The sequence below is a fragment of the Variovorax sp. Soil_C_17 genome (assembly GCF_057657265.1).
Genome location: NZ_JBDGIT010000011.1, coordinates 87,148 through 110,007, shown reverse-complemented (window position 1 = coordinate 110,007; position 22,860 = coordinate 87,148). Strand labels below are relative to the sequence as shown.

The window sequence follows — 22,860 nt, the reverse complement described above, 5'->3', positions numbered from 1 at the left end:
CGTGCGGAATTCTATCGGCCCGACCGCCTCGGTTGCCGGCGCCATTGTCCTCCTCTCTTCGACTCCTCCCCTTTTTCGTTCGGCCCGCTCATGAACTCCACCCCGCCCACCCCGCTCAGCTACAAGGATGCCGGCGTCGACATCGATGCCGGTGACGCGCTGGTCGACCGCATCAAGCCGCTGGCCAAGAAGACGATGCGCGAGGGCGTGCTGGCCGGCATCGGCGGCTTCGGCGCCCTCTTCGAGGTGCCCAAGCGCTACAAGGAGCCGGTGCTGGTGAGCGGCACCGACGGCGTGGGGACCAAGCTCAAGCTGGCCTTCGAGTGGAACATGCACGACACCGTGGGCATCGACCTGGTGGCCATGAGCGTCAACGACGTGCTGGTGCAGGGTGCCGAGCCGCTCTTCTTCCTCGACTACTTCGCCTGCGGCAAGCTCGACGTGGACACGGCCGCGGCGGTGGTCGGCGGCATCGCCCGCGGCTGCGAGCTGAGCGGCTGCGCGCTGATCGGCGGCGAGACGGCCGAGATGCCCGGCATGTACCCGGCCGGCGAATATGACCTGGCCGGCTTCGCGGTCGGCGCGGTCGAAAAGTCCAAGATCCTCACGGGCCGGGACGTCAAGCCCGGCGACGTGGTACTCGGCCTGGCCTCGGCGGGCGTGCACTCCAACGGCTTCAGCCTGGTGCGCAAGGTGATCGAGCGTGCCGGCGACCAGCTGCCCGCCTCGCTGGACGGCCAGCCCTTCCGCACGGCCGTGATGGCCCCGACCCGGCTCTACGTCAAGCCGGTGCTGTCGGCCCTGGCGAAGCACCCGATCAAGGCGCTGGCCCACATCACCGGCGGCGGGCTGCTGGAGAACATCCCGCGCGTGCTGCCCGAGGGCACGGCGGCCCACTTGAAGAAGGGCAGCTGGCCGCAAAGCGAGCTCTTCGCCTGGCTGCAGAAGGTGGCCGGCATCGACGACCTGGAAATGAACCGCACCTTCAACAACGGCATCGGCATGGTCGTCGTGATCGACGCGGCCGAGGCCGCCGCCTGCGCGGCCACGCTGCGCGCGGAGGGCGAGACGGTGCACGAGATCGGCGTCATCGCGCAGCGCGGCGCCGGCGCGGCCGTGGTCGTGGCCTGAAACGCGGTGAATCGCCGTGAATGAAGCCGCGCCGTGAGCGTTGTCGCTCCTCTTCCGTCGCGCAAGCTGGTCACGGCGAGCTATCTGCTCATCGCCGGCGCCCTGCTGCTGATCATGTGGCAGGGCCTGCTGCCCGGCCTGCTGTGCGTCTGCATCGGGTTTCTCGGCACGCGCTGGTTCGCGCGCCTGTTCGACGCGGGCCTGGTCCGGCTGCTGCCCGCGAGGTCGCGGCCGGACGTCGCCGATCCGCCATCGTCCTGGTCGCGCATCGTCGCCGCGACGCTGGTGTCGCTGGCGCCGATCGGACTGGGCATTCTGGCCTTCTCGGAAGCGCGCGAGTTCGTGCTCAACGCGCCGGAGCAGTACCAGGAGCTGCTCGACTACATCGCCCGCACGGTGCTGGAGCTGCGGCTCAAGCTGCCGCCCGACATCGGCGCCTACCTGCCTGAGGGCACGGCCGAGGTGCAACGCGTCATCGCAGGCTACCTGCGCGCCCAGGCCGGCGCACTCGCGCTGACCGGTCGCGCCTGGCTGGGCGGCCTGCTGTTCGCCTACGTCGGCCTGATCGTCGGCGCCCTGGCCGCCGTGGCCCGGCATGCCTCCGGCGGCCGCCCGCTGGCCGAGTTGCTCAAGCAGCGCATCACCCTGTTCGGCGAGGCCTTCGGCCAGATCGTGGCGGCACAGTTCTGGATCGCGGCCTTCAACACCCTGCTCACCGCGATCTTCCTGCTGTTCGTGCTGCCGCACTGGGAGCTGTACCTGCCCTACACGCCGGCGCTGATCACCCTGACCTTCGTTGCCGGCCTGGTGCCGATCGTGGGCAACCTGCTGTGCAACACGGTGATCACGCTGGTGGGGCTGTCGGTCTCGCCGATCACCGCGCTGGCCTGCCTGGCCTTTCTGATCCTGATCCACAAGGCCGAGTACTTCATCAATGCCAAGGTGGTGGGGGCCCGCACGCAAATGGGCGTCTGGGAGCTGCTGGCCGTGATGTTCGTGGCCGAGGCGGTGTTCGGCCCGGCGGGCCTGGTGGCGGCGCCGCTGTTCTACGCCTACCTCAAGAAGGAGCTGCAGGCAGCCCGGCTGGTGTGAAGCCCGGCATGTCTTGATTTGATCGATTCTTGTCCCGGACGAAGCGGACGGCACGCAAGCAGGTGGCAAAAATAAGGCACAACATCCACCCCGACCCAGGAGATTGCCGCCATGAAATCTTGTCTGATAGTGATCGACGCCCAGGAATCCTTCCGCCATCGCCCCTATTTCACATCGCGCGACCTCGCCCACTACGCGGCGGCGCAGAACGCGTTGATCGAGGGCTGCGCGGCGGCGGGTATCCCGATCGTGCGCATCTTCCACGTCGACGGTCCGGCCCGCGCCGACAACCCCTTCGCCCTGGAGTCCGGCCACGTGCGACCGCTGGCCGAGCTGGCGCCCTTCGAGGCGGCCGCCACCTACACCAAGCGTAGGCACAGCGCCCTGGTCGGCACGGGGCTCGACGTATGGCTGACGGAGAACGGCATCGGCCGACTGATCGTGAGCGGCATCCGCACCGAGCAATGCTGCGAGACCACGACCCGCCATGCTTCCGACCTGGGCTGGTCGGTCGATTTCGTGACCGATGCGACGCTGACTTTCGATATGACCCAGCCCGACGGCCGCCCGCTGCCGGCGTCCGACATCAAGGCCCGAACCGCGACCGTGCTCGAAGGCCGTTTCGCCAAGCTCTGCAGCGTCGAGCAGGCCCTGCAGCGGGCGGGCGCGCTGGCCATGGCCTGAAGGCGCAGGCGGGATGAGCAGCGCGCCGTCCATCCGGGTCGTGTTCGTGCTCCTGCCGAACAGCCTGGTGCTGGACTGGGCCGGCCCGGCCGAAGCGCTGCGCATCGCCAACCAGCAGTTGCGCGCCGCGGGGCAGGCCGAGCGCTTCGCAATCGAATTCGTTTCCCCGAGCCCGGCCTCGACCGGCTCGATCGGCGTGACGCTCAGCGGCCTGGCGCCGCTGCCGCCGCATTGGGACGAGCGCCCTGCCTGGATCGTGCTGGTGGGCATGCCGGGCCACACGGTCTCGACCGACGGCGCGGACACCCAGGCGCTGCTGCAATGGCTGCGCGGCCAACACCTGGAGCGCGGCCGGCTCGAGCTGGTGACCATCTGCGCCGGTGCCCTGCTGGCCGCGCATGCCGGCGTCCTGCCGGGACGGCGCGTCACCACGCACCACCATCACCTCGACGAACTGCGGCGGGTCGAGCCGCGCTGCGAGGTGGTGGCCAATCGCGTGTTCGTGATCGATCCACCGCTCCACAGCAGCGCCGGCGTGACGACGGGCATCGACCTGATGCTGCATCGCATTGCCGACGTCTGCGGCGAAGCGCTGGCGGCCCAGGTCGCGCAGACCATGGTGGTGGCGCTGCGGCGTGGACCGCACGACCCGGAGCTCTCGCCCTTCCTGGCCTACCGCAACCACCTTCATCCCGCGCTCCACCGCGTGCAGGACGCGGTCAGCGAGGCGCCGCAGGGCGACTGGAGCGTCCCGCGCATGGCGCAGGTGGCCCATACCTCTTCGCGCCATCTCACCCGCCTCTTCGTCGAGCATGCGGGCGTGGCACCGCTCGAGTACCTGCGACGCCTGCGCTTGGCGACCGCGCGGCTGGCGCTCGACTCCGGCGCCAACGTCACCCGCGCGGCCGAGCTGGCGGGCTTCGCTTCCGATACCCAACTGCGCCGCGCCTGGCGGCAGTTCGGTGCCGAGGGATCGCCCTCGCGCCGGCGGCTCGGTCCCCGCGCCTGAGCGGGCGGCAGATGCCGCAAACCTCCTTGTGCGATTCGTCCTATCCAAAAATCGCCATCTTCCGGCCCGGCACGTCTGCGCCGGATGCTCTTCTAGCGTTTTTCAAAGCTCGCGCAAAGGGAGCAAGAGGCCATGAAGATCGCCCAGATCGCACCGATGTACGAATCCGTGCCACCCCTTCTCTATGGCGGAACGGAGCGGGTCGTCGCCCACCTTTGCAATGCCTTGGTGAGCCAGGGTCACGACGTCACGTTGTTCGCTTCGGCAGACGCGCGAACGCGGGCGCGCTTGCTTTCCATGCGGGAACGGGCACTGCGGCTGGATCCGGCGCCGCTCAAATCAGACCTGGCCAGCCATATGGTCTTGCTTCAGGAGGTCCGACGGCACGCCGACGACTTCGACGTGCTGCATTTCCACATCGACCTGCTGCACTTTCCCTTTTTTGCGGACATGGCCGAGCGCACGCTCACCACGCTTCATGGCCGGCTCGACCTGAAGGATCTGCCTGAAGCTTATGCCCAGTGGCCGCAGTTTCCGTTGGCTTCCATCTCCAGGCATCAGCGCACCCCGCTGCCCTTCGCCCGCTGGCACGGCACCGTCTACCACGGGCTCGACCCGACGCTCTATCCCTTCCAGCCACAAGCGACCGGCGGCTATCTCGCCTTCCTCGGCCGGATCTCGCCGGAAAAAAGACCCGACCGCGCCATTTCGATCGCCACGCGCGCGGGCGTCCCGCTGAAGATTGCCGCCAAGGTCGATGCCGTGGACAGGGAGTACTTCCGGGAGCACATCCAACCGCTGCTCGATCATCCACTGGTCGAATTCATCGGCGAGATCGGGGATGACGAAAAGCCTGCCTTCCTCGGCGCTGCGCGTGCCCTGCTGTTCCCCATCGATTGGCCGGAACCCTTCGGGCTGGTTTTGATCGAGGCGATGGCCTGCGGAACGCCGGTCATCGCCTGGCGCTGCGGCGCCGTGCCCGAGGTGGTGGATCACGGCGTCAGCGGCCTGATCGTCGACGACGAGGAGGAAGCGATCGCCGCCATCCATGAAATCGGCGCTTTGGACCGCGCCGAGGTCCGCGCCACTTTCGAGCGGCGTTTTTCTGCCGCCACCATGGCCAAGACCTACGTCGAGTTGTATCGTCGGCTTCCTGCGCACGACGAGGACGGCACTTCCTATCCCAAGGCAGCTTGAGCATGAGCCAAGGCATGACAACCGAACCGCCGCTCGCGGAACTCGACGTCGAGGCGGTCCTCGAACGAAATCCGCAGCGGCTCTTCGTCCTGAAGGAGGGCGACACCTTCCTGGTGGCCGATGTCTACGGCGACATCACGGGAGAAGCGGACGGACTGTTCCACAACGACACGCGCATGCTGTCGACCTTCCTCCTGCGGCTGGCCGGCCGAAGGCCTTCGCTGCTGTCGGGGGCCGTGAGCCAGGACAACCTGTTCTTCACGGCCAACATGACCAACCACCCGCTGCCCCTGCTCGGCAATCCGGCCACGGTGGAAGGCGTGATCCACCTGGAGCGCAAGCGCTTCATCTGGAACGACCGCATCTTCGAGCGCATCAGCGTGCTGAACTATGGCGACCAGCGGGTGCAGGCGCCGCTGACGCTGCACTTCGCGGCCGATTTCCACGACATGTTCGAGGTGCGCGGCCAACAGCGGCTGCAGCGTGGCGCCCGCGAGCCGTCGCTGTTGAAGGAGCGCGGCGTGGAGCTGCGCTACCAGGGGCTCGATGGCCTGCTGCGCAGCATGTGCATCGAGTTCTCCGAGAGCCCCGAGCGCGTGGACGAACGGCACGCGGCCTTCATCGTGCAACTCGATCCGCAGCAGTGCTGGACCCTGTATGCAGAGGTCGGCCCCTCTGCTTCCGACCCCGGCTGCTCGCGCTACCGGCAAGCCGCTGCCGCGGCCCGCCGAAGCATGCGCGCACGCCAGCGGCGCGGCGCGCGCGTACTGGCCTCGGGCCGCCTGTTCCAGTCGTGGCTGGACAAATCGCGCGCCGACCTGGCGTTGCTGACCACCGACCTGCCGACCGGGCCGTATCCCTATGCCGGCATTCCCTGGTTCTCGACCCCGTTCGGACGCGATGCCATCGTGACGGCACTCCAGACGCTGTGGCTCGATCCGGGCCTCGCGCACGGCGTGCTGTCCTTCCTGGCGCACAACCAGGCGCAGCAGACTTCGACCTTCCGCGACTCCGAGCCGGGCAAGATCATGCACGAGACGCGCAAGGGCGAGATGGCGGCGGTGAACGAGCTGCCCTTCGCCAAGTACTACGGCGGAGTCGACACGACGCCGCTGTTCGTCATGCTGGCGGGTGCCTACGCGGAGCGGATGGGCGATCCCCATGTGCTGGACGCCTTCTGGCCGGCATTGGAGGCCGCCGCGCGCTGGATCGAACGCAGCGCGGCCAGCCATCCGACGGGCTTCCTGAGCTATGCGCGCGGCGAGGTGACCGGGCTGGCCAATCAGGGCTGGAAAGACAGCAACGACTCGGTGTTCCACGCCGACGGGAGCACGCCGGAAGGGCCGATCGCGTTGATCGAAGTCCAGGGCTACGCCTACCGCGCCTACGCAGCGATGGCCGAGCTGTCGCGCCTGCGCGGCGACGCGGACGCCGCCCGCCACTGGCAGCAGAGCGCCGTGGCGCTGCAGGCCTCGGTGGAACGGCACTTCTGGCTGGGAGACATGCAGTTCTATGCGCTCGCGCTCGACGGCCACGGGCAGCCTTGCCGGGTGCGAGCGTCGAACGTGGGGCATCTGCTTTACACCGGGCTTCCGCGCGGCGAGCGCGGGCGGGCAGCCGCCGAGCAGTTGCTGTCGCGCGCCTTCAACTCCGGCTGGGGCATTCGCACGCTGCCGACCGAGACGCCGCGCTTCAACCCGATGTCCTACCACAACGGCTCGGTCTGGCCGCACGATGTGGTGCTGTGCGGCGCCGGGGTGGCTCGCTATGGCGAGCGCGACGGGCTGGTGCGGCTGCTGAACGGCCTGTTCGAGGCTGCCACGCATTTCGGCATGCGGCTGCCCGAGCTGTTCTGCGGCTTCGAGCGCGCCCCGGGCGAAGCGCCGATCGCCTACCCGGTCGCCTGCCTGCCGCAGGCCTGGGCGGCGGGCTCGGTCTTCATGCTGCTGCAGGCCTGCCTGGGCCTGCACCTCGATGCCCATCGCGGACTGGTGCGCGTCGAAGACCCGCGGCTGCCGGACGGCATCGACCATCTGCAAGTGAAGCACCTGACGCTCGGCAAGCAGAAGCTCGACCTGAGCTTTCAACGCCTGGGAGAGCGCGTCGTCGCCTTCATCGACGGGCAGGAAGGGCCGGCACCGGTCAAGCTGTCGCTGAAGCTGTGAAGCTTCGAATCGGCGAGAGGCGCTCAGAGATAGCCGCAGAAGCGCAGCACATGCCCATCGGGCTCGCGGATTGCGAACTCGCGCAGCCCCCAGGGCTGCGACATGGGCGGCTCGATCACGTGGACGCCGCGCCTCATGTAAGCCGCATGCAGGCCGTCGACGTCCTGGCCGACGTGGATGACGATCTCGCCGCGCCAGGCCTGGGCCTCGCGCCGGCCGCATTGCCACAGGCGGATGTAGACCGGATCGCCGTAGCTGCGATCGCCCTTCTTGACCCGCGCGTAGCTCGGCGGCTCGCCGGCGATGAAATCGAGCTCGAAGCCCAGCACGTCGCAGAAGTAGCGAGCGGCACGCGCCGCATCGGCCACCGGCAGCACCGGCTGCACGCCGTGGAATTCATGCAGCGTGCCCAGGTCGGCGGCCGCGGCCTTGCTGTCCTGCGCCATCAGTATTCCGCCCGGCGCAAGGCGGCGACACGCTCGGCGATGGCATCGATGTCGAGTGCGTCCTCGGCATGCGCCAGGTAGGTCTCGAGGTCGCGCACCGCGAGCGCGGTGTTGCCCTGCTCCGCATGGGCCAGGCCGCGGTCGCGGTGCTCGCCCCAGGCTTCGGGGAAGAGCGCGACCAGGCGGTCCTGCACGGCAATCGCACGCTGCCAGTCTTCCTGCGCGCGGTGGATCTCCTTCAGGTTGCGCAGCATGCGCCCGATGATCTCGCGCGACGAGGCCGGCTGCAGGTACAACCCCAGCGGCACGTCGAAGTCGCCGACCAGTCCGCTGCTGCGCTTGTAGGGCTCGAGGCGCTCGCTGAGCTCCTCCCGCGAGAGCGACTTGCCGGTGAAGGGATCGATCACCACCTGCCCCTTGGGCAGCGTGACCTTGAGCATGAAGTGCCCCGGAAAACCCACTCCGCGCGCCTGCAGACCCAGGCCCTGCGCCAGCTCCATCCACAGCACGGCCAGCGAGATCGGGATGCCGCGGCGCGTGCGCAGCACGGCGTTGAGGTAGCTGTTGTCCGGGTCGTAGTAGTCGTTGACGTTGCCGCCGAAGTTCAGGTCGTGAAAGAAGAACTGGTTGAGGGCGCGCAGCCGCTGCAGCGGCGCGGCATCGGCGGGCAGGCGGCGCTTGAGGCGCGCGAGCAGCTGGTCGACATCGCCCAGCACCTGCTGCACATCGAGCTCGGGGTATTCGTCCTGGGCGAGGCTGGCGGCGGCTTCGAGCAAGGGGAAGTGGTCATCGCTCTTGACAAGCGACCCGAAGTACTCGAGGGCGGTGGGCGCCTGGAAGCTGAACGTCATGTGTCTTTGTAGAGGAGGCCGCGCCGAGCGTCAAGGCGGGGCATGCAACCCGGATCAGCGACGCACCAGGCTGCGCAGCTTGACGCCCACGAGCGCCAGCACCGCGAAGTACAGCAGTGCCGCGCCCGCCACGAACGCCGCCAGCAGGCCGATGCGATGCAGGCGCTGCGCCTGAAGGCCGATCCAGTCGAAGTGCTGGTTGCCCCAGACCAGCAGGGCCGTGAGTGCCGCGGTGCCCGCCAGCACCTGCAGCAGGAAGCGGCCCCAGCCCGGCTCGGGCTGGTAGCTGCCGCGGCGCAGGAGGCCCACGAGCAGCCAGAGCGCGTTGATCATCGCGCCGATCGCGATGGTCAGCGTGAGCGCCGCATGCTGCAAGAGCGGCACCAAGGCGACGTTGAGCAGCTGCGTGAGCACCAGCACCACCACCGCGATCAGCATCGGCGTGCGCGTGTCGTGCCTGGCGTAGTAACCCGGCGCCAGCACCTTGACGGCCACCAGGCCGACCAGCCCGATGCCGTAGCCGACCAGGGCCAGCGTGGTGCGCTGCACGTCGAACTCGCTGAAGGCGCCGTTGTGGAACAGCACCGCGACCAGCGGTCGCGAAAAGACCAGCAGCGCCAGCGCGCAGGGCACCGACAGCAGCACCACCAGGCGCAGGCCCCAGTCGAGCATCGCCGAATAACGGGCGTCGTCCTTCGCCGCGCGCGCGGCCGCGAGCTGGGGCATCAGCACCACGCCCAGCGCCACACCCAGCAGCGCGGTCGGGAATTCCATCAGCCGGTCGGCGTTGGTGATCCAGCTCACGCTGCCGGTCGCGAGGTGGGAGGCGATCTGCGTGTTGATGAGCAGCGAGATCTGCGCCACGCTGACGCCGATCAGCGCCGGCAGCATCAGCCGCGCGACCCGGCGCGTGTCCGGGTTGGCCCAGGCGGTGCGGATCGCGCCGAGGCGAAGCCCGATGCGCGGCATCATGCCGAGCGCCCGCAGCGCGGGGATCTGCAGCGCCAGCTGGAGCAGGCCGCCCACCATCACGCCGGCGCACTGCGCATAGATCGGCTCGATGCCCAGCCGCCGGAACCAGGGCGCGCCGACGACGATGGAGAGGATCAGCGCCACGTTCAGCAGCACCGGCGCCGCCGCCGGCACGGCGAACTTGCGCCAGGTGTTGAGGACGCCGCCGGCCAGCGCCACCAGCGACATGAAGCCGATGTAGGGGAACATCCAGCGCGTCATGGCGACCGCCGCCTCGAAGCTGTCGGGGTTCTTCTGCAGCCCGCTGGCCATGGCCCAGACCATCACCGGGGCGCCGATGACGCCCGCCACGCAGAACAGCACCAGCGTCCAGGTCAGCAGGGTTCCTACGTGGTCCACGAGCGCCTTGGCGCCCGGCTCGCCGCGCTCGGTCCTGCTGGCCGCCAGCACCGGCACGAAGGCCTGGCTGAAGGCGCCCTCGCCGAACACGCGCCGGAACAGGTTGGGGATGCGGAAGGCGACGTAGAAGGCATCGGTCATCGCGCTGACGCCGAACACCGAAGTCATGAGCACGTCTCGCACGAGCCCCGTGATGCGGGAAGCGAGCGTGAGCAAGGAGACGGTGGAGGCGGATTTGAAGAGCGACACGGCCGGAAGTGTATGTGCCTGTGACTGCGCTCCCCGGCCGGCGCGACGGGCGGGCGTGCGTCGCCTATAATGGAGGGCTTTGCCGCATCATCCGCAGACACTGTAAGGAACACCAGCCATGGCATCCACCAAGCCCAAGAAAAAGAACCCGCGCCTCGCGTCGGGCCGCAAGCGCGTCCGCCAGGACACCAAGCTCAACGCCGCGAACACCTCGCTGCGCTCCAAGTACCGCACCGCCGTGAAGAATGTCGAGAAGGCGGTCGTCGCCGGCGACAAGACCAAGGCGGCTGAACTCTTCGCGAAGGCTCAGAGCATCGTCGATACCATCGCCGACAAGGGCATCTTCCACAAGAACAAGGCCGCTCGCGACAAGAGCCGCCTGGCAGCCAAGGTCAAGAACCTGGCCCTCGCCGAGAAGGCCGCCGCCTGACGTCATCAGGCAAGCCCGGACCGGCTTTCCGCCAGTCCGCCGTTTGATCTGGGTGCGCTGCAGCAAAGTGAAAAACCGCCTTCGGGCGGTTTTTTCATGGGCGGGAGTTTTTACTTCCGGCTGCCTGCAGGGGGTGCCGCATCGGGCACCAGGCAGGCCTCGGCCACCTGCAGGTTGTTGTCCCGGGCGAAGTTCATCACGAAGTCCCAGGCCATCACCTCGGCATCGCGCAGCTCGGCCCTCACCACCACGCATTTGATGCCGTTGATCACCGTCGGCACGCACCAGGGCGAATAGCTCAGATGGCTGCCGGGCTGCGGCCCGCCCGGGCGGAACGAGCACATCACGCCCGCCAGCCGCTCTGCCCAGTCGCTCGGGCGAAAGGTCCGGCCGTCATGGGTGATGCCCTGGATGAAGAGTTCTTTGGGGATGGGGGAAACCATGGATTGCGCGAGGGGCACAGGCAGGTGCTGCGCCGCACAATGGATTCTATCCGGGCGGGTCTCAGGGCCGTCACGAAAGGCGCACATTGCTGTGATGCGCAATCCTCAACGACGCTGTCAAAACGCACACCTAGAATCCCTTTTCCCTTTTTCGGAGATCGTATGAGCGCCACTGCCGCCCCCTCCTCGCCCCATGTCATGAACACCTATGGCCGCCTGCCGATCGCGCTGTCGCATGGCCAGGGCTGCCGAGTCTGGGACACCGAGGGCCGAGCCTACCTGGACGGGCTGGGCGGCATCGCAGTCAACACCCTGGGCCACAACCATCCGGAGCTGGTGCCCGCGCTGCAGGAACAGATCGCCAAGCTCATTCACAGCTCCAACTACTACCACGTGCCGGGCCAGGAGCAGCTCGCGGCCAAGCTCACCGAGCTCTCGGGCCTCACCAACGTCTTCTTCTGTTGCACCGGCCTGGAAGCCAACGAGGCCGCGCTCAAGCTGGCGCGCAAGTTCGGCCACGACAAGGGCATCGAGCGCCCGGAGATCGTGGTCTACGAAGCGGCCTTCCACGGACGCAGCATCGCCACCCTGTCGGCCACCGGCAACCCCAAGGTGCAGCAGGGCTTCGGCCCGCTGGTCGAGGGCTTCATCCGCGTGCCGCTCAACGACATCGAGGCGCTGAAGAAGGCGACCGAAGGCAACCCGAACGTGGTGGCCGTGTTCTTCGAGACCATCCAGGGCGAAGGCGGCATCCACCCGATGCGCTGGGAGTACCTGCGCCAGGTGCGCCAGCTGTGCGACGAGCGCGACTGGTTGATGATGATCGACGAGGTGCAGTGCGGCATGGGCCGCACCGGCAAGTGGTTCGCGCACCAATGGGCCGGCATCAAGCCGGACGTGATGCCGCTGGCCAAGGGGCTGGGCTCGGGCGTGCCGATCGGGGCCGTGGTAGCCGGCCCGCGTGCCGCCAACCTCTTCGCACCCGGCAATCACGGCACCACCTTCGGGGGCAATCCGCTGGCCATGCGCGCCGGCATCGAGACCATTCGCATCATGGAAGAGCACAAGCTGCTCGACAACGCCGCCGACGTCGGCGCGCACCTCAAGGGCGCACTGGAGCGCGAGCTGGGCGGCCTGGCCGGCGTGAAGGAGATCCGCGGCCAGGGCCTGATGCTGGGCATCGAGCTCGACCGCCCCTGCGGCGTGATCCTCAACCGCGCGTGCGAGGCCGGCCTGCTGCTGAGCGTGACCGCCGACAGCGTGATCCGCCTGGTGCCGCCGCTGATCCTCAGCGTGGCCGAGGCGGACGAGATCGTCGCCATCCTCGCGCCGATCGTGAAGACCTTCCTGGCGGAGCCGACACCATGACGACCGCTCCGGCCCTGCGCCACTACCTCCAGTTCTCCGACTTCAGCGCCGACGAATACGCCTATGTCTTCGAGCGCGCCGCGCTCATCAAGAAGAAGTTCAAGGCCTACGAGAAGCACCAGCCGCTCACCGACCGCACCCTGGCCATGATCTTCGAGAAGGCCTCGACGCGCACCCGCGTGAGCTTCGAGGCCGGCATGTACCAGCTGGGCGGCAGCGTGGTGCACCTGACCACCGGCGACAGCCAGTTGGGCCGCGCCGAGCCCATCGAGGACAGCGCCAAGGTGATCAGCCGCATGGTCGACCTGGTGATGATCCGCACCTTCGAGCAGACCAAGATCGAGGCCTTCGCGGCGCACTCGCGCGTGCCGGTGATCAACGGCCTGACCAACGAGTTCCACCCCTGCCAGATCCTGGCCGACATCTTCACTTACATCGAGCACCGCGGCTCGATCAGCGGCAAGACCGTGGCCTGGGTCGGGGACGGCAACAACATGGCCAACACCTGGCTGCAGGCCAGCGAGATCCTGGGCTTCAAGGTGCACGTGAGCACGCCCACCGGCTACGAGGTCGACCAGTCGATTGCCGGCATCCGCTCGGCCGACAGCTACCAGGTCTTCAAGGACCCGATGGAAGCCTGCCGCGGCGCCGACCTGGTGACCACCGACGTCTGGACCAGCATGGGCTACGAGGCCGAGAACGAGGCCCGCCGTGCCGCCTTCGCCGACTGGTGCGTGGACGAGGAGATGATGCGCACGGCGCAACCCGATGCCCTCTTCATGCACTGCCTGCCCGCGCACCGCGGCGAGGAGGTGCAGGCCGAGGTGATCGACGGCCCGCAGTCGGTGGTGTGGGACGAGGCCGAGAACCGGATGCACGCGCAGAAGGCGCTGATGGAGTTCCTGCTGCTCGGCCGCCAGGCCGGCTGACCGGCTGATCGGCGCCTCGCCGATGTTTGCGTTCTGTTGGAAATAACCGACACCACGACCTTGTTCACGGCGCTAACTTCGCGCCATGAACCAACGCATCTGGGATATCTCGCCGCCGGTGCATGAGGGCGCGCCGGTCTTTCCCGGCGACACGCCCTACCGCCAGCGCTGGGCCGCAACCATTGCGCCGGGTTGCCCGGTCAACGTCAGCGAGATCACGCTGTCGCCGCACGTCGGCGCGCATGCCGACGCACCGCTGCACTACGACCCCGAGGGCGCGACCATCGGCGCAGTGGACCTTTCCCCCTACCTGGGCCGCTGCCGCGTGATCCACGCGATCGCGCGGGGGCCGCTGGTCGAATGGGCGCACATCGCGCATGCCGTCGAGGGGCTGCCGCCACGCGTGCTGGTGCGAACCTACGAGCGCGCCCCCGTCGATCGCTGGGACGCCGCCCTCGCCGCCTATGCGCCCGCCACCGTCGAGCGGCTCGCGGCGCTGGGCGTGAAGCTGATCGGCATCGACACCGCCAGCATCGACCCGGCCGACAGCAAGGCGCTGGACAGTCACCAGGTGATCCGCCGCCTGGGCCTGCGCGTGCTGGAGAACCTCGTCCTCGACGAGGTACCCGAGGGCGACTACGAACTTATCGCGCTGCCGCTCAAGCTGGTGACGGCCGACGCCTCCCCCGTTCGCGCGGTCCTGCGCGAACTCACCACCCCATGACCATGACCCTCGACGACTGCCGGCGCCTCGACGCCCAAGACCCTCTCGCCGCCCTGCGCGATCAATTCATCCTGCCCGAAGGCGTGATCTACCTCGACGGCAACTCGCTCGGCGTGCTGCCGAGTGCCGCACCTGCGCGCATCGCCGAAGTGGTGAGGCAGGAGTGGGGCGAAGGCCTGATCCGTTCCTGGAACAGCGCGCGCTGGATCGACCTGCCGCAGCGCCTGGGCGACAAGGTGGCCCGCCTGATCGGCGCCGCGCCGGGCGAGGTGGTGTGCACCGACGGCACCTCGGTCAATCTCTACAAGGTCTTGTTCGCCGCGCTCTCGCAGATGGCGCCGACCGGCCGCCGGATCGTGGTCAGCGAGCGCAGCAACTTCCCGACCGACCTCTACATCGCCGAGTCGCTGTGCCGCGACCGCGGCTTCACGCTGAAGCTGATCGACGACAGCGAGCTGCCCGCCGTGCTGGACGAACAGGTTGCCGTGCTAATGCTGACCCACGTCAACTACCGCACGGGCGCCATGCACGACATGAAGGCGCTCACCGCCGCCGCCCATGCCGCGGGCGCGCTCACGGTCTGGGACCTCGCGCACAGCGCGGGCGCGGTGCCGGTCGCGCTCAACGACTGCGAGGCCGATTTCGCGGTCGGCTGCGGCTACAAGTACCTCAATGGCGGCCCGGGCGCACCGGCCTTCGTCTGGGTGCATGAGCGGCACGCCAGCCGCTTCGAGCAGCCGCTGTCGGGCTGGTTCGGCCACGCGGCGCCCTTCGAATTCACGCCGCACTACCGGCCGGCCCCGGGCGTGGCGCGCTACCTCTGCGGGACCCAGCCCATCATCGCGCTGTCTGCGCTTGAATGCGGGATCGACACCCTGCTCGCGGCCGAGCCCTTCAACGGCACGGGCGGCAGCATGGCCGCCCTGCGCACCAAGTCGCTGGCGCTCACCGATGCCTTCATCGCCCTGGTGGAGGAACGCTGCCCCGGCCGCTTCACGCTGGTCACGCCGCGCGAGCACGAAAGGCGCGGCTCGCAGGTCTGCCTCGCGCTCGCCGACAACGGCCCGGGTGCTTACGCGATCGTGCAGGCGCTCATCGCGCGCGGCGTGATCGGCGACTTCCGCGCGGCCCATTCGCCGCTTCGACAAGCTCAGGACAGGCCAAGCTCAGGGCGATCGGAGGACAGCGACATCCTGCGCTTCGGCTTCACGCCCCTGTACCTCGGCTTCGAGGATGTCTGGAACGCCGTCGAGCACCTGGTGCAGGTGCTGGAGCACGAGGAATGGAAACGCCCCGAGTTCAACCAGAAGCTCGCCGTGACCTGAAGGAAGCCACCCTTGAACTGCACGGCCGCTCCGAACGTTCATAGCACCGCAGCCCACAGGGCGGAGGTTTTGCAATGAGCACCGAAAAAATCGTCCACGAAGAAAAGGCGCAGCTCGACTTCAGCGCCTCGATGAGCTACAGCGACTACCTGAGCCTGGATGCCATCCTCAACGCCCAGCATCCGCGCTCGCCCGCGCACGACGAGATGCTCTTCATCGTGCAGCACCAGACCAGCGAGTTGTGGATGAAGCTGATGCTGCACGAGCTGCGCGCCGCCATCCGCTGCGTGGCCGAGGACGAGCTCGCCAGCGCCTTCAAGATGCTGGCGCGCGTCTCGCGCATCATGGAGCAGCTGGTGCATGCCTGGGACGTGCTGGCCACGATGACGCCGCCCGAGTACAGCGCGATGCGCCCCTATCTCGGCAGCTCCAGCGGCTTCCAGAGCTGGCAGTACCGCTGCATCGAGTTCGCGCTCGGCAACAAGAACGCCGCCATGCTCAAGCCCCATGCGCACAGGCCGGAGCTGCTGGCCGAGGTCGATGCGGCCTGGCGCGCTCCCTCGCTTTACGACGAGGCGCTGCGCCTGCTGGCGCGCCGGGGCTTCGCCATCCCGGCCGATCATGTCGAGCGCGACTGGACGCGGCCTTACGAATCCAGCGACGGCGTCGAGCAGGCCTGGCTCTCCATTTATCGCGACCCGAAGCAGCACTGGGAGCTCTACCAGCTGGGCGAGGAGCTGACCGACCTGGAAGACGCCTTCCGCCTCTGGCGCTTCCGCCACGTGACCACCGTGGAGCGCGTCATCGGCTTCAAGCGTGGCACGGGCGGCACGGGCGGCGTAAGCTACCTGCGCAAGATGCTCGATGTGGTGCTTTTTCCGGAGATCTGGAAGCTGCGCACCGATCTGTAGCCGCAAGGTTCGACAACGACAAGGAGCCGACGATGACCGACCACTTTGCCGACGACGAGTTGAGCCTTTTGCGCGAGCATGGCATCGTGCTCTTCGCCGAGCGCGTGATCTTCGACGCACAGCCACCGATGACGGCCGAGCAGATCGCCGCGGTGCAGGCGCTCTGCGCCGGGCCGATACCGCCTGAACTGGTCGCGCTGTGGCAGCGCACCGCGGGCGGGCGCATCGACTATGACCTGCATCTGCGCATGAACGGCTACGAGGAAGCCATCAGCTGGACCGATCTGTTCTTCAACGGCAGCGGCAGCGAGGCAGGCCACGACCTCCAGGGCTGGATCGCCCACGAGCAGCAAGGCGCGCAGGAAGCCGCCGCCGCGCAAGGCCGGCCTTGGGACGGCCGGCTCACAGCCCTGCCCTTCGGCGGCTTCGAGGACAGCGACCGCATCTACGCCGTGGTCGAAAGCGGCGCCGACTACGGCCACATCCTGGCCTGGAAGCAGGGCCTGCCCGAAGCCTGGGCGCACGCGATGCACGAAGACGGCATGACCACCATCGCGCACGACCTGCCCGCGGCCTTCGCGGCGCTGCACCTCGAGGAGGACCCGCTGGAGCCCGCGGCCGACTACTTCACAGGCCAGGCGCTGCTCGCGTACCTGGACGATCGGCACCAGACGCACGGCCTCGCGCTCGAGCTGATGGACAAGCTGGTGGCCTTCTACCGCCGCGCCATGGTCGACTGGCGCACGCCGCTCTCCGAGGGCACGCTGGACCGCGATGGACGGCTGTCCCGCATCGCGCTGCGGCACGCGGTCGCGACCGACGATCCGGCACTCGTCGCCAAGCTGGCCGCCGCCGGGGTGTCGTTCGACGGCCCTCTGCACGGCAGCGCCAAGGCCACCGACCTGGCGCTCGCGCACGGCGCGCATCATGCGGCGGAAGCATTGGCGCGAGCGGGAGCGCCTGTGTCGCCGGACGCGCTCGATGCCATCGACAGCGCGGTCTCGCCCGAGCTGGCGGCGCTGCTGCTGGCGCGTGGCGCCCAGCCCAGCGCGACCGCCGTCGCCGAATGCGTGGCCTGCGGCGCGCCCGCCGCGGCGCGGGTGATCGCCGACGCTTATCAAAAGCAACGCGGGGACCTGCCGGCGGCATTCGAGGCGGCGCGCAACAGCTTGCTCGCCGAGCTCGAGAAATCGCTGGCCGAGGTGCGCACCGGCAAAGTCAGCCACTATCTCGGCGCCGAGGGCCTGGCCGAGCGCGTCGACCACTTGCAGAGCTTCAGGCTCTGAGCCTTCAGGCGCCGTAGAGCCAGGGCACGTCGAGCAGCCGCGGCCCCAGCATTCGCAAGGCCGCGTCGCGGCCCAGCCGGAGCAGGCCGGTCGCGTGAAAGATCTCGCCGTTGCGGCGCGCCCGCGCCTGGACCTGCGCATTGCGTTCCCAGCGCCCATCCGCATAGTGCGCGAGACGCCGCGGCACCTCCTCCGCGCCGCAGCCGTCGAGCGCCTCGGCCAGCGCCACGCCGTCCTCGATCGCCATGCCGGCCCCCTGGGCCAGGTAGGGCAGCATCGGATGCGCGGCGTCGCCGACCAGGGCCACGCGCTCGCCGGCCATCTGCTCGGGACCGCTGAGCGGCGGCCGGTCGCAGAGCGTCCAGGCGCGCCAGGCGGGCATGGCCTCCAGCAGCGCCTGCAGGCCGGCGTCGGTGCGGCCGGTGGCGGCCTGCAGCGTGGCCAGGCTGCTGGCCTGGTCCCAGTCGCGCGCATCCCCTGCCGGCGCCGCCTCGGCCAGCACCACCACGTTGAGCGCCTCGCCGCGGCGCACCGGATACGCCACCGCATGCAGGCGGGGACCGAGCCAGACGCTGATCTGCGTGCTGCGCAGCGCCGCCGGCAGTGCCGATTGCCTGACCAGGGCGCGCCAGGCGGTATGACCCGTCGCGCAGGGCGGGGACGCATCCTCCACCACGCGCGCGCGCACCGTGCTCCAGAGGCCATCGGCACCGATCAGCGCGTCGCCCTCCCAGGCCCGGGTGCCGATGCTCGAGACGCAGACGGCGCCGGACCGGGCCACGGCTTCGGTGATCCGCGTCCCGGTGTTGACGGTGACTGCGCCGCTGCCGCGCACGGCCGCCAGGAGCAGCCCATGCAGGTCGGCGCGGTGCGCACAAAGGTAGGGTGCGCCGTAACTGCGCAGCATCGCGTTGCCGAGCGGCAGGCGCGCGATCTCCCCGCCATGAACCGCACTGCGCACGACCAGCGCATCGGGCTTGGCGGCGACGCGCATCAGCGGCTCCCACACGCCGAGCGCCTGCAGGCGGCGCGCGACATTGGGGCCGAGCTGGATGCCCGCGCCGACCTCGGCGAAGGCCACGGCCTGTTCGAACAGGTCGACCCGATGGCGGCGGCGGGCCAGGGCGAGGGCGCTGGCCAGGCCCGCAATGCCGCCGCCCGCGACCAGGATATGAGCGGCAGTCATCGGATCACCTTCGCGCTGCGCGCTGCGGTATTTGCCTTCGGAGCGGCCGTGCGGCTCATGCCGCTCAATGCGAGCGGGTGTTGTGCGTGGCTTGGGCCGAGGAATCGGCCGGGGTGCTGCAACTGCCGCAGCTGTCGCACGCGCCGCAGCCCGAGCTCTTGGCCAGCGAAGCGGCCAGCTCCTGCGCGCGCTGCGCGTCGACCAGCCCCGCACGCTGCGAGCCCGCAGCGAGCCGGTCCGCCGCGGCGCGGCGCCAGCCCGCTGGCATCCAGCGCCAGACCGCGTAGAACGCGGCCAATGCGACGATCAGCCCGACGATGATCTGTTGCGTCATCTCATCCTCCTGTGAGTGCTAGGGCCACACGATAGGTGATCCAGCACGCCATGTAGGCGAGGGCAAACAAGTAGGCCGCCATGATCCACACATAGCGCCAGGAGCCGGTTTCGCGCTTGACCGCGGCCAGCGTGGAGATGCACTGCGGCGCGAAGACGTACCAGACCAGCAGCGACAGCGCCGTGGCGAGCGACCAGCTGCCGGCGATCAGCGGCTCCAGCTGGCCCGCGACATCGTCTCCGGTGGCGGAGAGCGCATACACCGTGCCGAGGGCACCCACCGCCACCTCGCGCGCCGCCATGCCGGGCACCAGCGCGATCGAGATCTGCCAGTTGAAACCGATGGGCGCAAAGATGTGCTCCAGGCCGCGGCCGATGATGCCCGCCAGGCTGTACTGGATCGCCGGGCCGGTCGCGCCCTCGGGCGGCGACGGGAAGGTGGACAGGAACCACAGCAGGATCGTCAGCGTCAGGATGATGGTGCCCACCCGCTGGATGAAGATCCATGCGCGTTCGTACAGGCCCAGCGCGAGGTTGCGCAGGTTGGGCCAGCGGTAGGCCGGCAGCTCCATCATCAGCGGCGAGCGCTGCTGGCTGCCGCGGAAGCGCTTCATGACCCAGGCCACGGCCATGGCCGAGACGATGCCGAAGACGTACAGCGCGAACAGCACGATGCCCTGCAGGTTGAGCACGCCGCCCACGGTGCGCGCCGGGATGAAGGCCGCGATCAGCAGCGCATAGACGGGCAGCCGCGCCGAGCAGGTCATCAGCGGCGCGATCATGATGGTGGTGAGCCGGTCGCGCCAGTTGCTGATGGTGCGCGTGGCCATCACGCCCGGAATGGCGCAGGCGAAGCTCGACAAGAGCGGAATGAAGGAGCGGCCCGACAGCCCCACCGTGCCCATCACGCGGTCGAGCAGGAAGGCGGCGCGCGGCAGGTAGCCCGAGTCTTCCAGCGCCAGGATGAACAGGAAGAGGATCAGGATCTGCGGCAGGAACACGATCACGCCGCCCACGCCGGCGATGATGCCGTCCACGAGCAGGCTCTGCAGCATGCCCTCGGGCACCATCCGCTTTACCAGCTCGCCGACGGCGGCCGTGCCGTCCTTGATGGCGTCCATCGGCACATTGGCCCAGCTGAACACCGCCTGGAACATCAGGAACAGCGTGACCGCCAGCACCAGCATGCCCCACAGCGGATGCATCACCACGCGGTCGATGCGGTCGCTGGCAGCCAGGCTGCCGGCCGGCTCGCGCACCGCTGCGGCCAGGATGCGGCGCACCTCGCGCTGGGTCGCCAAAACGTTGTCGAGATCCGGCGCCTGCCAGGGCGCGGGCTGGGCGACCGCGACCGGCGCATCGAGCTGCGCCAGCAGGCCCTGGGCCCCGCCGGCGTGCACGCCCACGGTCTCGATCACCGGCACGCCGAGCTCGCGCGCGAGCAGCGGCACGTCGATCGCGATGCCCTGCTTCTTCGCCATGTCGGTCATGTTGAGCGCCACCACCATCGGCAGGCCCAGGCGCTTGGCCTCGAGCACCATCCGCAGGTTGAGCCGCAGGTTGGTGGCGTCGGTGACGCACACCAGCAGGTCGGGCAACGCCTCCTCGCTCTTGCCGGTGACCACGTCGCGCGTGACGGCCTCGTCGGCCGACAGCGCATTCAGGCTGTAGGCGCCCGGCAGATCGAGCACGGCCACGCGCCGTCCCGAGGCGGTGCGCAGCTGGCCTTCCTTGCGCTCGACCGTCACGCCGGCATAGTTGGCCACCTTCTGGCGGCTGCCGGTGAGCAGGTTGAAGAGCGCCGTCTTGCCGCAGTTGGGGTTGCCCAGCAGCGCGATGCGGCCGGGCGGGGCCGACGAAACGGCGGCGCCGGGCCGGAAGTTCAGGGTCGCCTCAACCATGGTGCGCGGCTCCCGGCAAGACGCGAACCAGCGCAGCCTCGTGCCGGCGCAGTGCAAAGGTGGTGTGGCCCAGGCGCACGGCCAGCGGCTCGCGGTTCGGCACGCCGCTGGCGACGATGCGCACCACCTCGCCGGGCACGAAGCCGATCTCGGTCAGTCGAAGCACGAGGTCGCGCGCTTCCGCTTCTTCGGGCCTCGACACATCGAGCACGGTGGCCCATTGGTGGCTGGGAAGCTGGTCGAGGCTGATGGCGGCCGTCGCCGCGCCGTTCATGGAGGTCACCCGCAGATCCAAATCGTCAAAATGAGAATTATTCTCGAAAACCGGGGCCATGGGCGAGTCGCAGCTGAAGTATCCCCGCCGCGCGGGCATGATCGCGACCATGACAGACCTGGCTCCTGAACCATTCGCCGAAGCGTCGGCCGCCCCGCAGAGCCCTCTGCCACCGAGGCTCGGCCTGTGGCGATGGATCGCCGAGGGCTTGCGCGCTTCTATCATGCTGGGGCCGCGTACCGCGGGATCGCCTTCGCCCTGGCAGCTGATCGTCATCGTGCTGATCCCCAGCCTGCTGATGCTCGGCCTGGAGCGCCTGCAGATCGCGGGGCCCGCCAGCTTCGACGCTGCCACCGAGCTCAACACCTACTGGGCCTTCGCCATCACCCTGTGGGTGGGCTGGCTGACGCTGTCGCGCGGCCGCGCGACAGCCACCCTGAGCGGCTGGTTCGCACTGGCGACCTGGGCCGCTGTGCCGTGGAGCCTGCTCATGGGCTGCATGTCGCTGGCCTACTTCCGGGGCTGGCTCCCGGCTGCGCTGAGCACGCCGTCGGCTTTCTGGACGGTCTACGGCGGCCTGCTCGGCATCGCCTTCGTGGCCGGCGTGCGGCTGATGGCGCGCTATGTGCCGCGGCAGGCATGGCTGACGCTTTTCATGCCAGGAATGCTGGCGATCACCGCTCTGGGCATCTGGGACGGGATGCAGGAACAGGAACGGGTCTGGCAGCCGGACACGAGCGCCGTGGCCGCCGCGCCCGAGCGGCCCCGGCTGCACCTGACGCAGGAGATCTTCGAGGCGCAGCAGGCGGTCTGGCAGCGCGCGATCGACGGCATCGCCCCCCGGCATGGCAGCGAGGCGCAGGTCTACGGCCTGGTGTTCGCACCCTACGCCTCCGAGGATGTCTTCCTGCGCGAGAGCGCCATGGTCGCGAGCCTGCTGGAGGAGCGTTTCGACGCCCGCGGGCGCGTGCTGCGCCTGATCAACCACGCGACGACCCCGCAGGAACTGCCCTGGGCGACGCCGCTCAACCTGCGCCGCGCCGTGCAGGCGATGGCCGAGCGCATGGACCGCGAGCAGGACGTGCTGGTGATCTACATGACCTCGCACGGCGCCAACGACTTCAGGCTGGCCTCTTTCCATGGGCCGCTCACCGTGCCCTGGCTGACGCCGAAGGAGCTGCGCGAGGCGCTGGACGCGGCCGGCATCCGGCACCGCGTGATCGCGATCTCGGCCTGCTATTCAGGCGGCTGGATCGAGCCCTTGGCCACCGAGCACAGCCTGGTCATGACCGCCGCCGATGCACAGCACACCTCTTACGGCTGCGGCCACCGCTCGGAGCTCACCTTCTTCGGCCGCGCGGTGTTCGACGAGGCGCTGCGCAAGACGCACTCTTTCGAAGCGGCCTTCGCCGAGGCGGTGCCGGTGATCAAGCAGCGCGAGATCGAGGCCGGCAAGGAAGACGGCTTTTCGAACCCGCAGATCCACGTGGGCGCGGGCATCCGGCCGGTGCTGGACCAGTTGTCACAGCGGCTCGGCAAGAACTGAAGGAAAAAC

The 22,860-nt window shown here is 68.9% G+C and carries 22 protein-coding genes; 14 read left to right on the top strand and 8 right to left on the bottom strand.

Annotation, left to right across the window (positions count from 1 at the left end; translation table 11 throughout):
• The first annotated feature begins 90 nt into the window (after positions 1-90).
• The 6 genes from purM (at position 91) to AC3A6Y_RS30435 (ending at position 7,278) form a co-directional block, all read left to right on the top strand.
• Positions 91-1,131: a phosphoribosylformylglycinamidine cyclo-ligase gene (gene purM, locus AC3A6Y_RS30460; RefSeq protein WP_487871951.1), complete on the top strand. Its 1,041-nt coding sequence runs from the start codon at positions 91-93 to the stop codon at positions 1,129-1,131.
• A 33-nt stretch (positions 1,132-1,164) separates the two neighbouring features.
• Entirely contained in the window at positions 1,165-2,223 is a 1,059-nt protein-coding gene (locus tag AC3A6Y_RS30455) for an AI-2E family transporter (RefSeq protein WP_487871950.1), read from the top strand.
• Positions 2,224-2,334: 111 nt separating this feature from the next.
• Positions 2,335-2,907 carry an isochorismatase family protein gene (locus AC3A6Y_RS30450; protein WP_487871949.1) on the top strand — a complete coding sequence of 191 codons (573 nt, stop codon included), beginning with the start codon at positions 2,335-2,337 and terminating at the stop codon, positions 2,905-2,907.
• A 13-nt stretch (positions 2,908-2,920) separates the two neighbouring features.
• Positions 2,921-3,916 (top strand): GlxA family transcriptional regulator, encoded by a 996-nt coding sequence (locus tag AC3A6Y_RS30445; RefSeq protein ID WP_487871948.1) that lies wholly within the window; start codon positions 2,921-2,923, stop codon positions 3,914-3,916.
• A 132-nt stretch (positions 3,917-4,048) separates the two neighbouring features.
• On the top strand, positions 4,049-5,113 hold the full coding sequence (locus AC3A6Y_RS30440; protein ID WP_487871947.1) for a glycosyltransferase family 4 protein: 1,065 nt from the start codon (positions 4,049-4,051) through the stop codon (positions 5,111-5,113).
• 14 nt (positions 5,114-5,127) lie between these two features.
• The gene (locus AC3A6Y_RS30435; RefSeq protein WP_487871946.1) at positions 5,128-7,278 is read left to right on the top strand and encodes an amylo-alpha-1,6-glucosidase; all 2,151 of its coding nucleotides are present in this window, start codon (positions 5,128-5,130) and stop codon (positions 7,276-7,278) included.
• A 23-nt stretch (positions 7,279-7,301) separates the two neighbouring features.
• On the opposite strand, the gene AC3A6Y_RS30430 is transcribed toward AC3A6Y_RS30435, so the two are convergent.
• Genes AC3A6Y_RS30430 through murJ form a run of 3 tightly spaced genes read right to left on the bottom strand, consistent with a single transcriptional unit; the run spans position 7,302 to position 10,195 of the window.
• Complete coding sequence (locus AC3A6Y_RS30430; RefSeq protein WP_487871945.1) at positions 7,302-7,724, bottom strand: bleomycin resistance protein; 423 nt, start codon at positions 7,722-7,724, stop codon at positions 7,302-7,304.
• The gene (locus tag AC3A6Y_RS30425) at positions 7,724-8,575 is read right to left on the bottom strand and encodes a SirB1 family protein (protein ID WP_487871944.1); all 852 of its coding nucleotides are present in this window, start codon (positions 8,573-8,575) and stop codon (positions 7,724-7,726) included. The genes AC3A6Y_RS30430 and AC3A6Y_RS30425 overlap by 1 nt, the downstream gene beginning before the upstream one ends.
• A 54-nt stretch (positions 8,576-8,629) precedes the next feature.
• Positions 8,630-10,195, bottom strand: a complete 1,566-nt coding sequence (gene murJ / locus AC3A6Y_RS30420) for a murein biosynthesis integral membrane protein MurJ (protein ID WP_487871943.1) — start codon at positions 10,193-10,195, stop codon at positions 8,630-8,632.
• 118 nt (positions 10,196-10,313) lie between these two features.
• Here murJ and rpsT point away from each other — a divergent pair, with 118 nt between their 5' ends.
• Complete coding sequence (gene rpsT, locus AC3A6Y_RS30415) at positions 10,314-10,625, top strand: 30S ribosomal protein S20 (RefSeq protein WP_309972560.1); 312 nt, start codon at positions 10,314-10,316, stop codon at positions 10,623-10,625.
• A gap of 110 nt (positions 10,626-10,735) precedes the next feature.
• Here rpsT and AC3A6Y_RS30410 read toward each other — a convergent pair whose 3' ends face one another.
• A complete protein-coding gene (locus tag AC3A6Y_RS30410) occupies positions 10,736-11,068 on the bottom strand; it encodes a DUF3579 domain-containing protein (RefSeq protein WP_487871942.1) in 333 nt (110 codons plus the stop codon).
• Positions 11,069-11,230: 162 nt separating this feature from the next.
• Between AC3A6Y_RS30410 and AC3A6Y_RS30405 the strand changes: the two genes are divergently transcribed.
• The 6 genes from AC3A6Y_RS30405 (at position 11,231) to AC3A6Y_RS30380 (ending at position 17,611) form a co-directional block, all read left to right on the top strand.
• Positions 11,231-12,436 (top strand): acetylornithine/succinylornithine family transaminase, encoded by a 1,206-nt coding sequence (locus AC3A6Y_RS30405; RefSeq protein ID WP_487871941.1) that lies wholly within the window; start codon positions 11,231-11,233, stop codon positions 12,434-12,436.
• Positions 12,433-13,365, top strand: coding sequence for an ornithine carbamoyltransferase (gene argF, locus AC3A6Y_RS30400; protein WP_487871940.1), 933 nt, complete (start codon positions 12,433-12,435; stop codon positions 13,363-13,365). Before AC3A6Y_RS30405 ends, argF begins: the two co-directional genes overlap by 4 nt.
• Before the next feature lie 85 nt (positions 13,366-13,450).
• Positions 13,451-14,089, top strand: a complete 639-nt coding sequence (gene kynB, locus AC3A6Y_RS30395; RefSeq protein ID WP_487871939.1) for an arylformamidase — start codon at positions 13,451-13,453, stop codon at positions 14,087-14,089.
• Positions 14,086-15,414 (top strand): kynureninase, encoded by a 1,329-nt coding sequence (gene kynU, locus AC3A6Y_RS30390; RefSeq protein ID WP_487871938.1) that lies wholly within the window; start codon positions 14,086-14,088, stop codon positions 15,412-15,414. The genes kynB and kynU overlap by 4 nt, the downstream gene beginning before the upstream one ends.
• A 74-nt stretch (positions 15,415-15,488) precedes the next feature.
• Positions 15,489-16,325 (top strand): tryptophan 2,3-dioxygenase, encoded by an 837-nt coding sequence (kynA, locus tag AC3A6Y_RS30385; protein WP_487871937.1) that lies wholly within the window; start codon positions 15,489-15,491, stop codon positions 16,323-16,325.
• A gap of 32 nt (positions 16,326-16,357) precedes the next feature.
• Positions 16,358-17,611: an SMI1/KNR4 family protein gene (locus AC3A6Y_RS30380; protein ID WP_487871936.1), complete on the top strand. Its 1,254-nt coding sequence runs from the start codon at positions 16,358-16,360 to the stop codon at positions 17,609-17,611.
• Between the two features lie 4 nt (positions 17,612-17,615).
• Here the strand turns inward: AC3A6Y_RS30380 and AC3A6Y_RS30375 are convergent, their stop codons facing one another.
• From AC3A6Y_RS30375 to AC3A6Y_RS30360, 4 genes are all read right to left on the bottom strand, one after another.
• Positions 17,616-18,797, bottom strand: coding sequence for an FAD-dependent monooxygenase (locus AC3A6Y_RS30375; protein WP_487871935.1), 1,182 nt, complete (start codon positions 18,795-18,797; stop codon positions 17,616-17,618).
• Between the two features lie 64 nt (positions 18,798-18,861).
• Positions 18,862-19,131, bottom strand: a complete 270-nt coding sequence (locus AC3A6Y_RS30370; RefSeq protein WP_487871934.1) for a DUF6587 family protein — start codon at positions 19,129-19,131, stop codon at positions 18,862-18,864.
• A gap of 1 nt (position 19,132) precedes the next feature.
• Positions 19,133-21,031 carry a ferrous iron transporter B gene (gene feoB, locus AC3A6Y_RS30365; RefSeq protein ID WP_487871933.1) on the bottom strand — a complete coding sequence of 633 codons (1,899 nt, stop codon included), beginning with the start codon at positions 21,029-21,031 and terminating at the stop codon, positions 19,133-19,135.
• Positions 21,024-21,305, bottom strand: coding sequence for a FeoA family protein (locus tag AC3A6Y_RS30360; protein ID WP_106555306.1), 282 nt, complete (start codon positions 21,303-21,305; stop codon positions 21,024-21,026). The genes feoB and AC3A6Y_RS30360 overlap by 8 nt, the downstream gene beginning before the upstream one ends.
• A gap of 208 nt (positions 21,306-21,513) precedes the next feature.
• On the opposite strand from AC3A6Y_RS30360, the gene AC3A6Y_RS30355 reads away from it, so the two are divergent.
• Positions 21,514-22,851 (top strand): C13 family peptidase, encoded by a 1,338-nt coding sequence (locus AC3A6Y_RS30355; RefSeq protein WP_487871932.1) that lies wholly within the window; start codon positions 21,514-21,516, stop codon positions 22,849-22,851.
• Positions 22,852-22,860 lie beyond the last annotated feature (9 nt).

Coding starts and splice junctions, on each gene's coding strand:
- purM (WP_487871951.1), top strand. CDS start 91: ATGAACTCCACCCCGCCCACCCCGCTCAGCTACAAGGATGCCGGCGTC.
- AC3A6Y_RS30450 (WP_487871949.1), top strand. CDS start 2,335: ATGAAATCTTGTCTGATAGTGATCGACGCCCAGGAATCCTTCCGCCAT.
- AC3A6Y_RS30445 (WP_487871948.1), top strand. CDS start 2,921: ATGAGCAGCGCGCCGTCCATCCGGGTCGTGTTCGTGCTCCTGCCGAAC.
- AC3A6Y_RS30440 (WP_487871947.1), top strand. CDS start 4,049: ATGAAGATCGCCCAGATCGCACCGATGTACGAATCCGTGCCACCCCTT.
- AC3A6Y_RS30435 (WP_487871946.1), top strand. CDS start 5,128: ATGACAACCGAACCGCCGCTCGCGGAACTCGACGTCGAGGCGGTCCTC.
- AC3A6Y_RS30430 (WP_487871945.1), bottom strand. CDS start 7,724: ATGGCGCAGGACAGCAAGGCCGCGGCCGCCGACCTGGGCACGCTGCAT.
- AC3A6Y_RS30425 (WP_487871944.1), bottom strand. CDS start 8,575: ATGACGTTCAGCTTCCAGGCGCCCACCGCCCTCGAGTACTTCGGGTCG.
- rpsT (WP_309972560.1), top strand. CDS start 10,314: ATGGCATCCACCAAGCCCAAGAAAAAGAACCCGCGCCTCGCGTCGGGC.
- AC3A6Y_RS30410 (WP_487871942.1), bottom strand. CDS start 11,068: ATGGTTTCCCCCATCCCCAAAGAACTCTTCATCCAGGGCATCACCCAT.
- AC3A6Y_RS30405 (WP_487871941.1), top strand. CDS start 11,231: ATGAGCGCCACTGCCGCCCCCTCCTCGCCCCATGTCATGAACACCTAT.
- argF (WP_487871940.1), top strand. CDS start 12,433: ATGACGACCGCTCCGGCCCTGCGCCACTACCTCCAGTTCTCCGACTTC.
- kynB (WP_487871939.1), top strand. CDS start 13,451: ATGAACCAACGCATCTGGGATATCTCGCCGCCGGTGCATGAGGGCGCG.
- kynU (WP_487871938.1), top strand. CDS start 14,086: ATGACCATGACCCTCGACGACTGCCGGCGCCTCGACGCCCAAGACCCT.
- kynA (WP_487871937.1), top strand. CDS start 15,489: ATGAGCACCGAAAAAATCGTCCACGAAGAAAAGGCGCAGCTCGACTTC.
- AC3A6Y_RS30380 (WP_487871936.1), top strand. CDS start 16,358: ATGACCGACCACTTTGCCGACGACGAGTTGAGCCTTTTGCGCGAGCAT.
- AC3A6Y_RS30375 (WP_487871935.1), bottom strand. CDS start 18,797: ATGACTGCCGCTCATATCCTGGTCGCGGGCGGCGGCATTGCGGGCCTG.
- AC3A6Y_RS30370 (WP_487871934.1), bottom strand. CDS start 19,131: ATGACGCAACAGATCATCGTCGGGCTGATCGTCGCATTGGCCGCGTTC.
- feoB (WP_487871933.1), bottom strand. CDS start 21,031: ATGGTTGAGGCGACCCTGAACTTCCGGCCCGGCGCCGCCGTTTCGTCG.
- AC3A6Y_RS30360 (WP_106555306.1), bottom strand. CDS start 21,305: ATGAACGGCGCGGCGACGGCCGCCATCAGCCTCGACCAGCTTCCCAGC.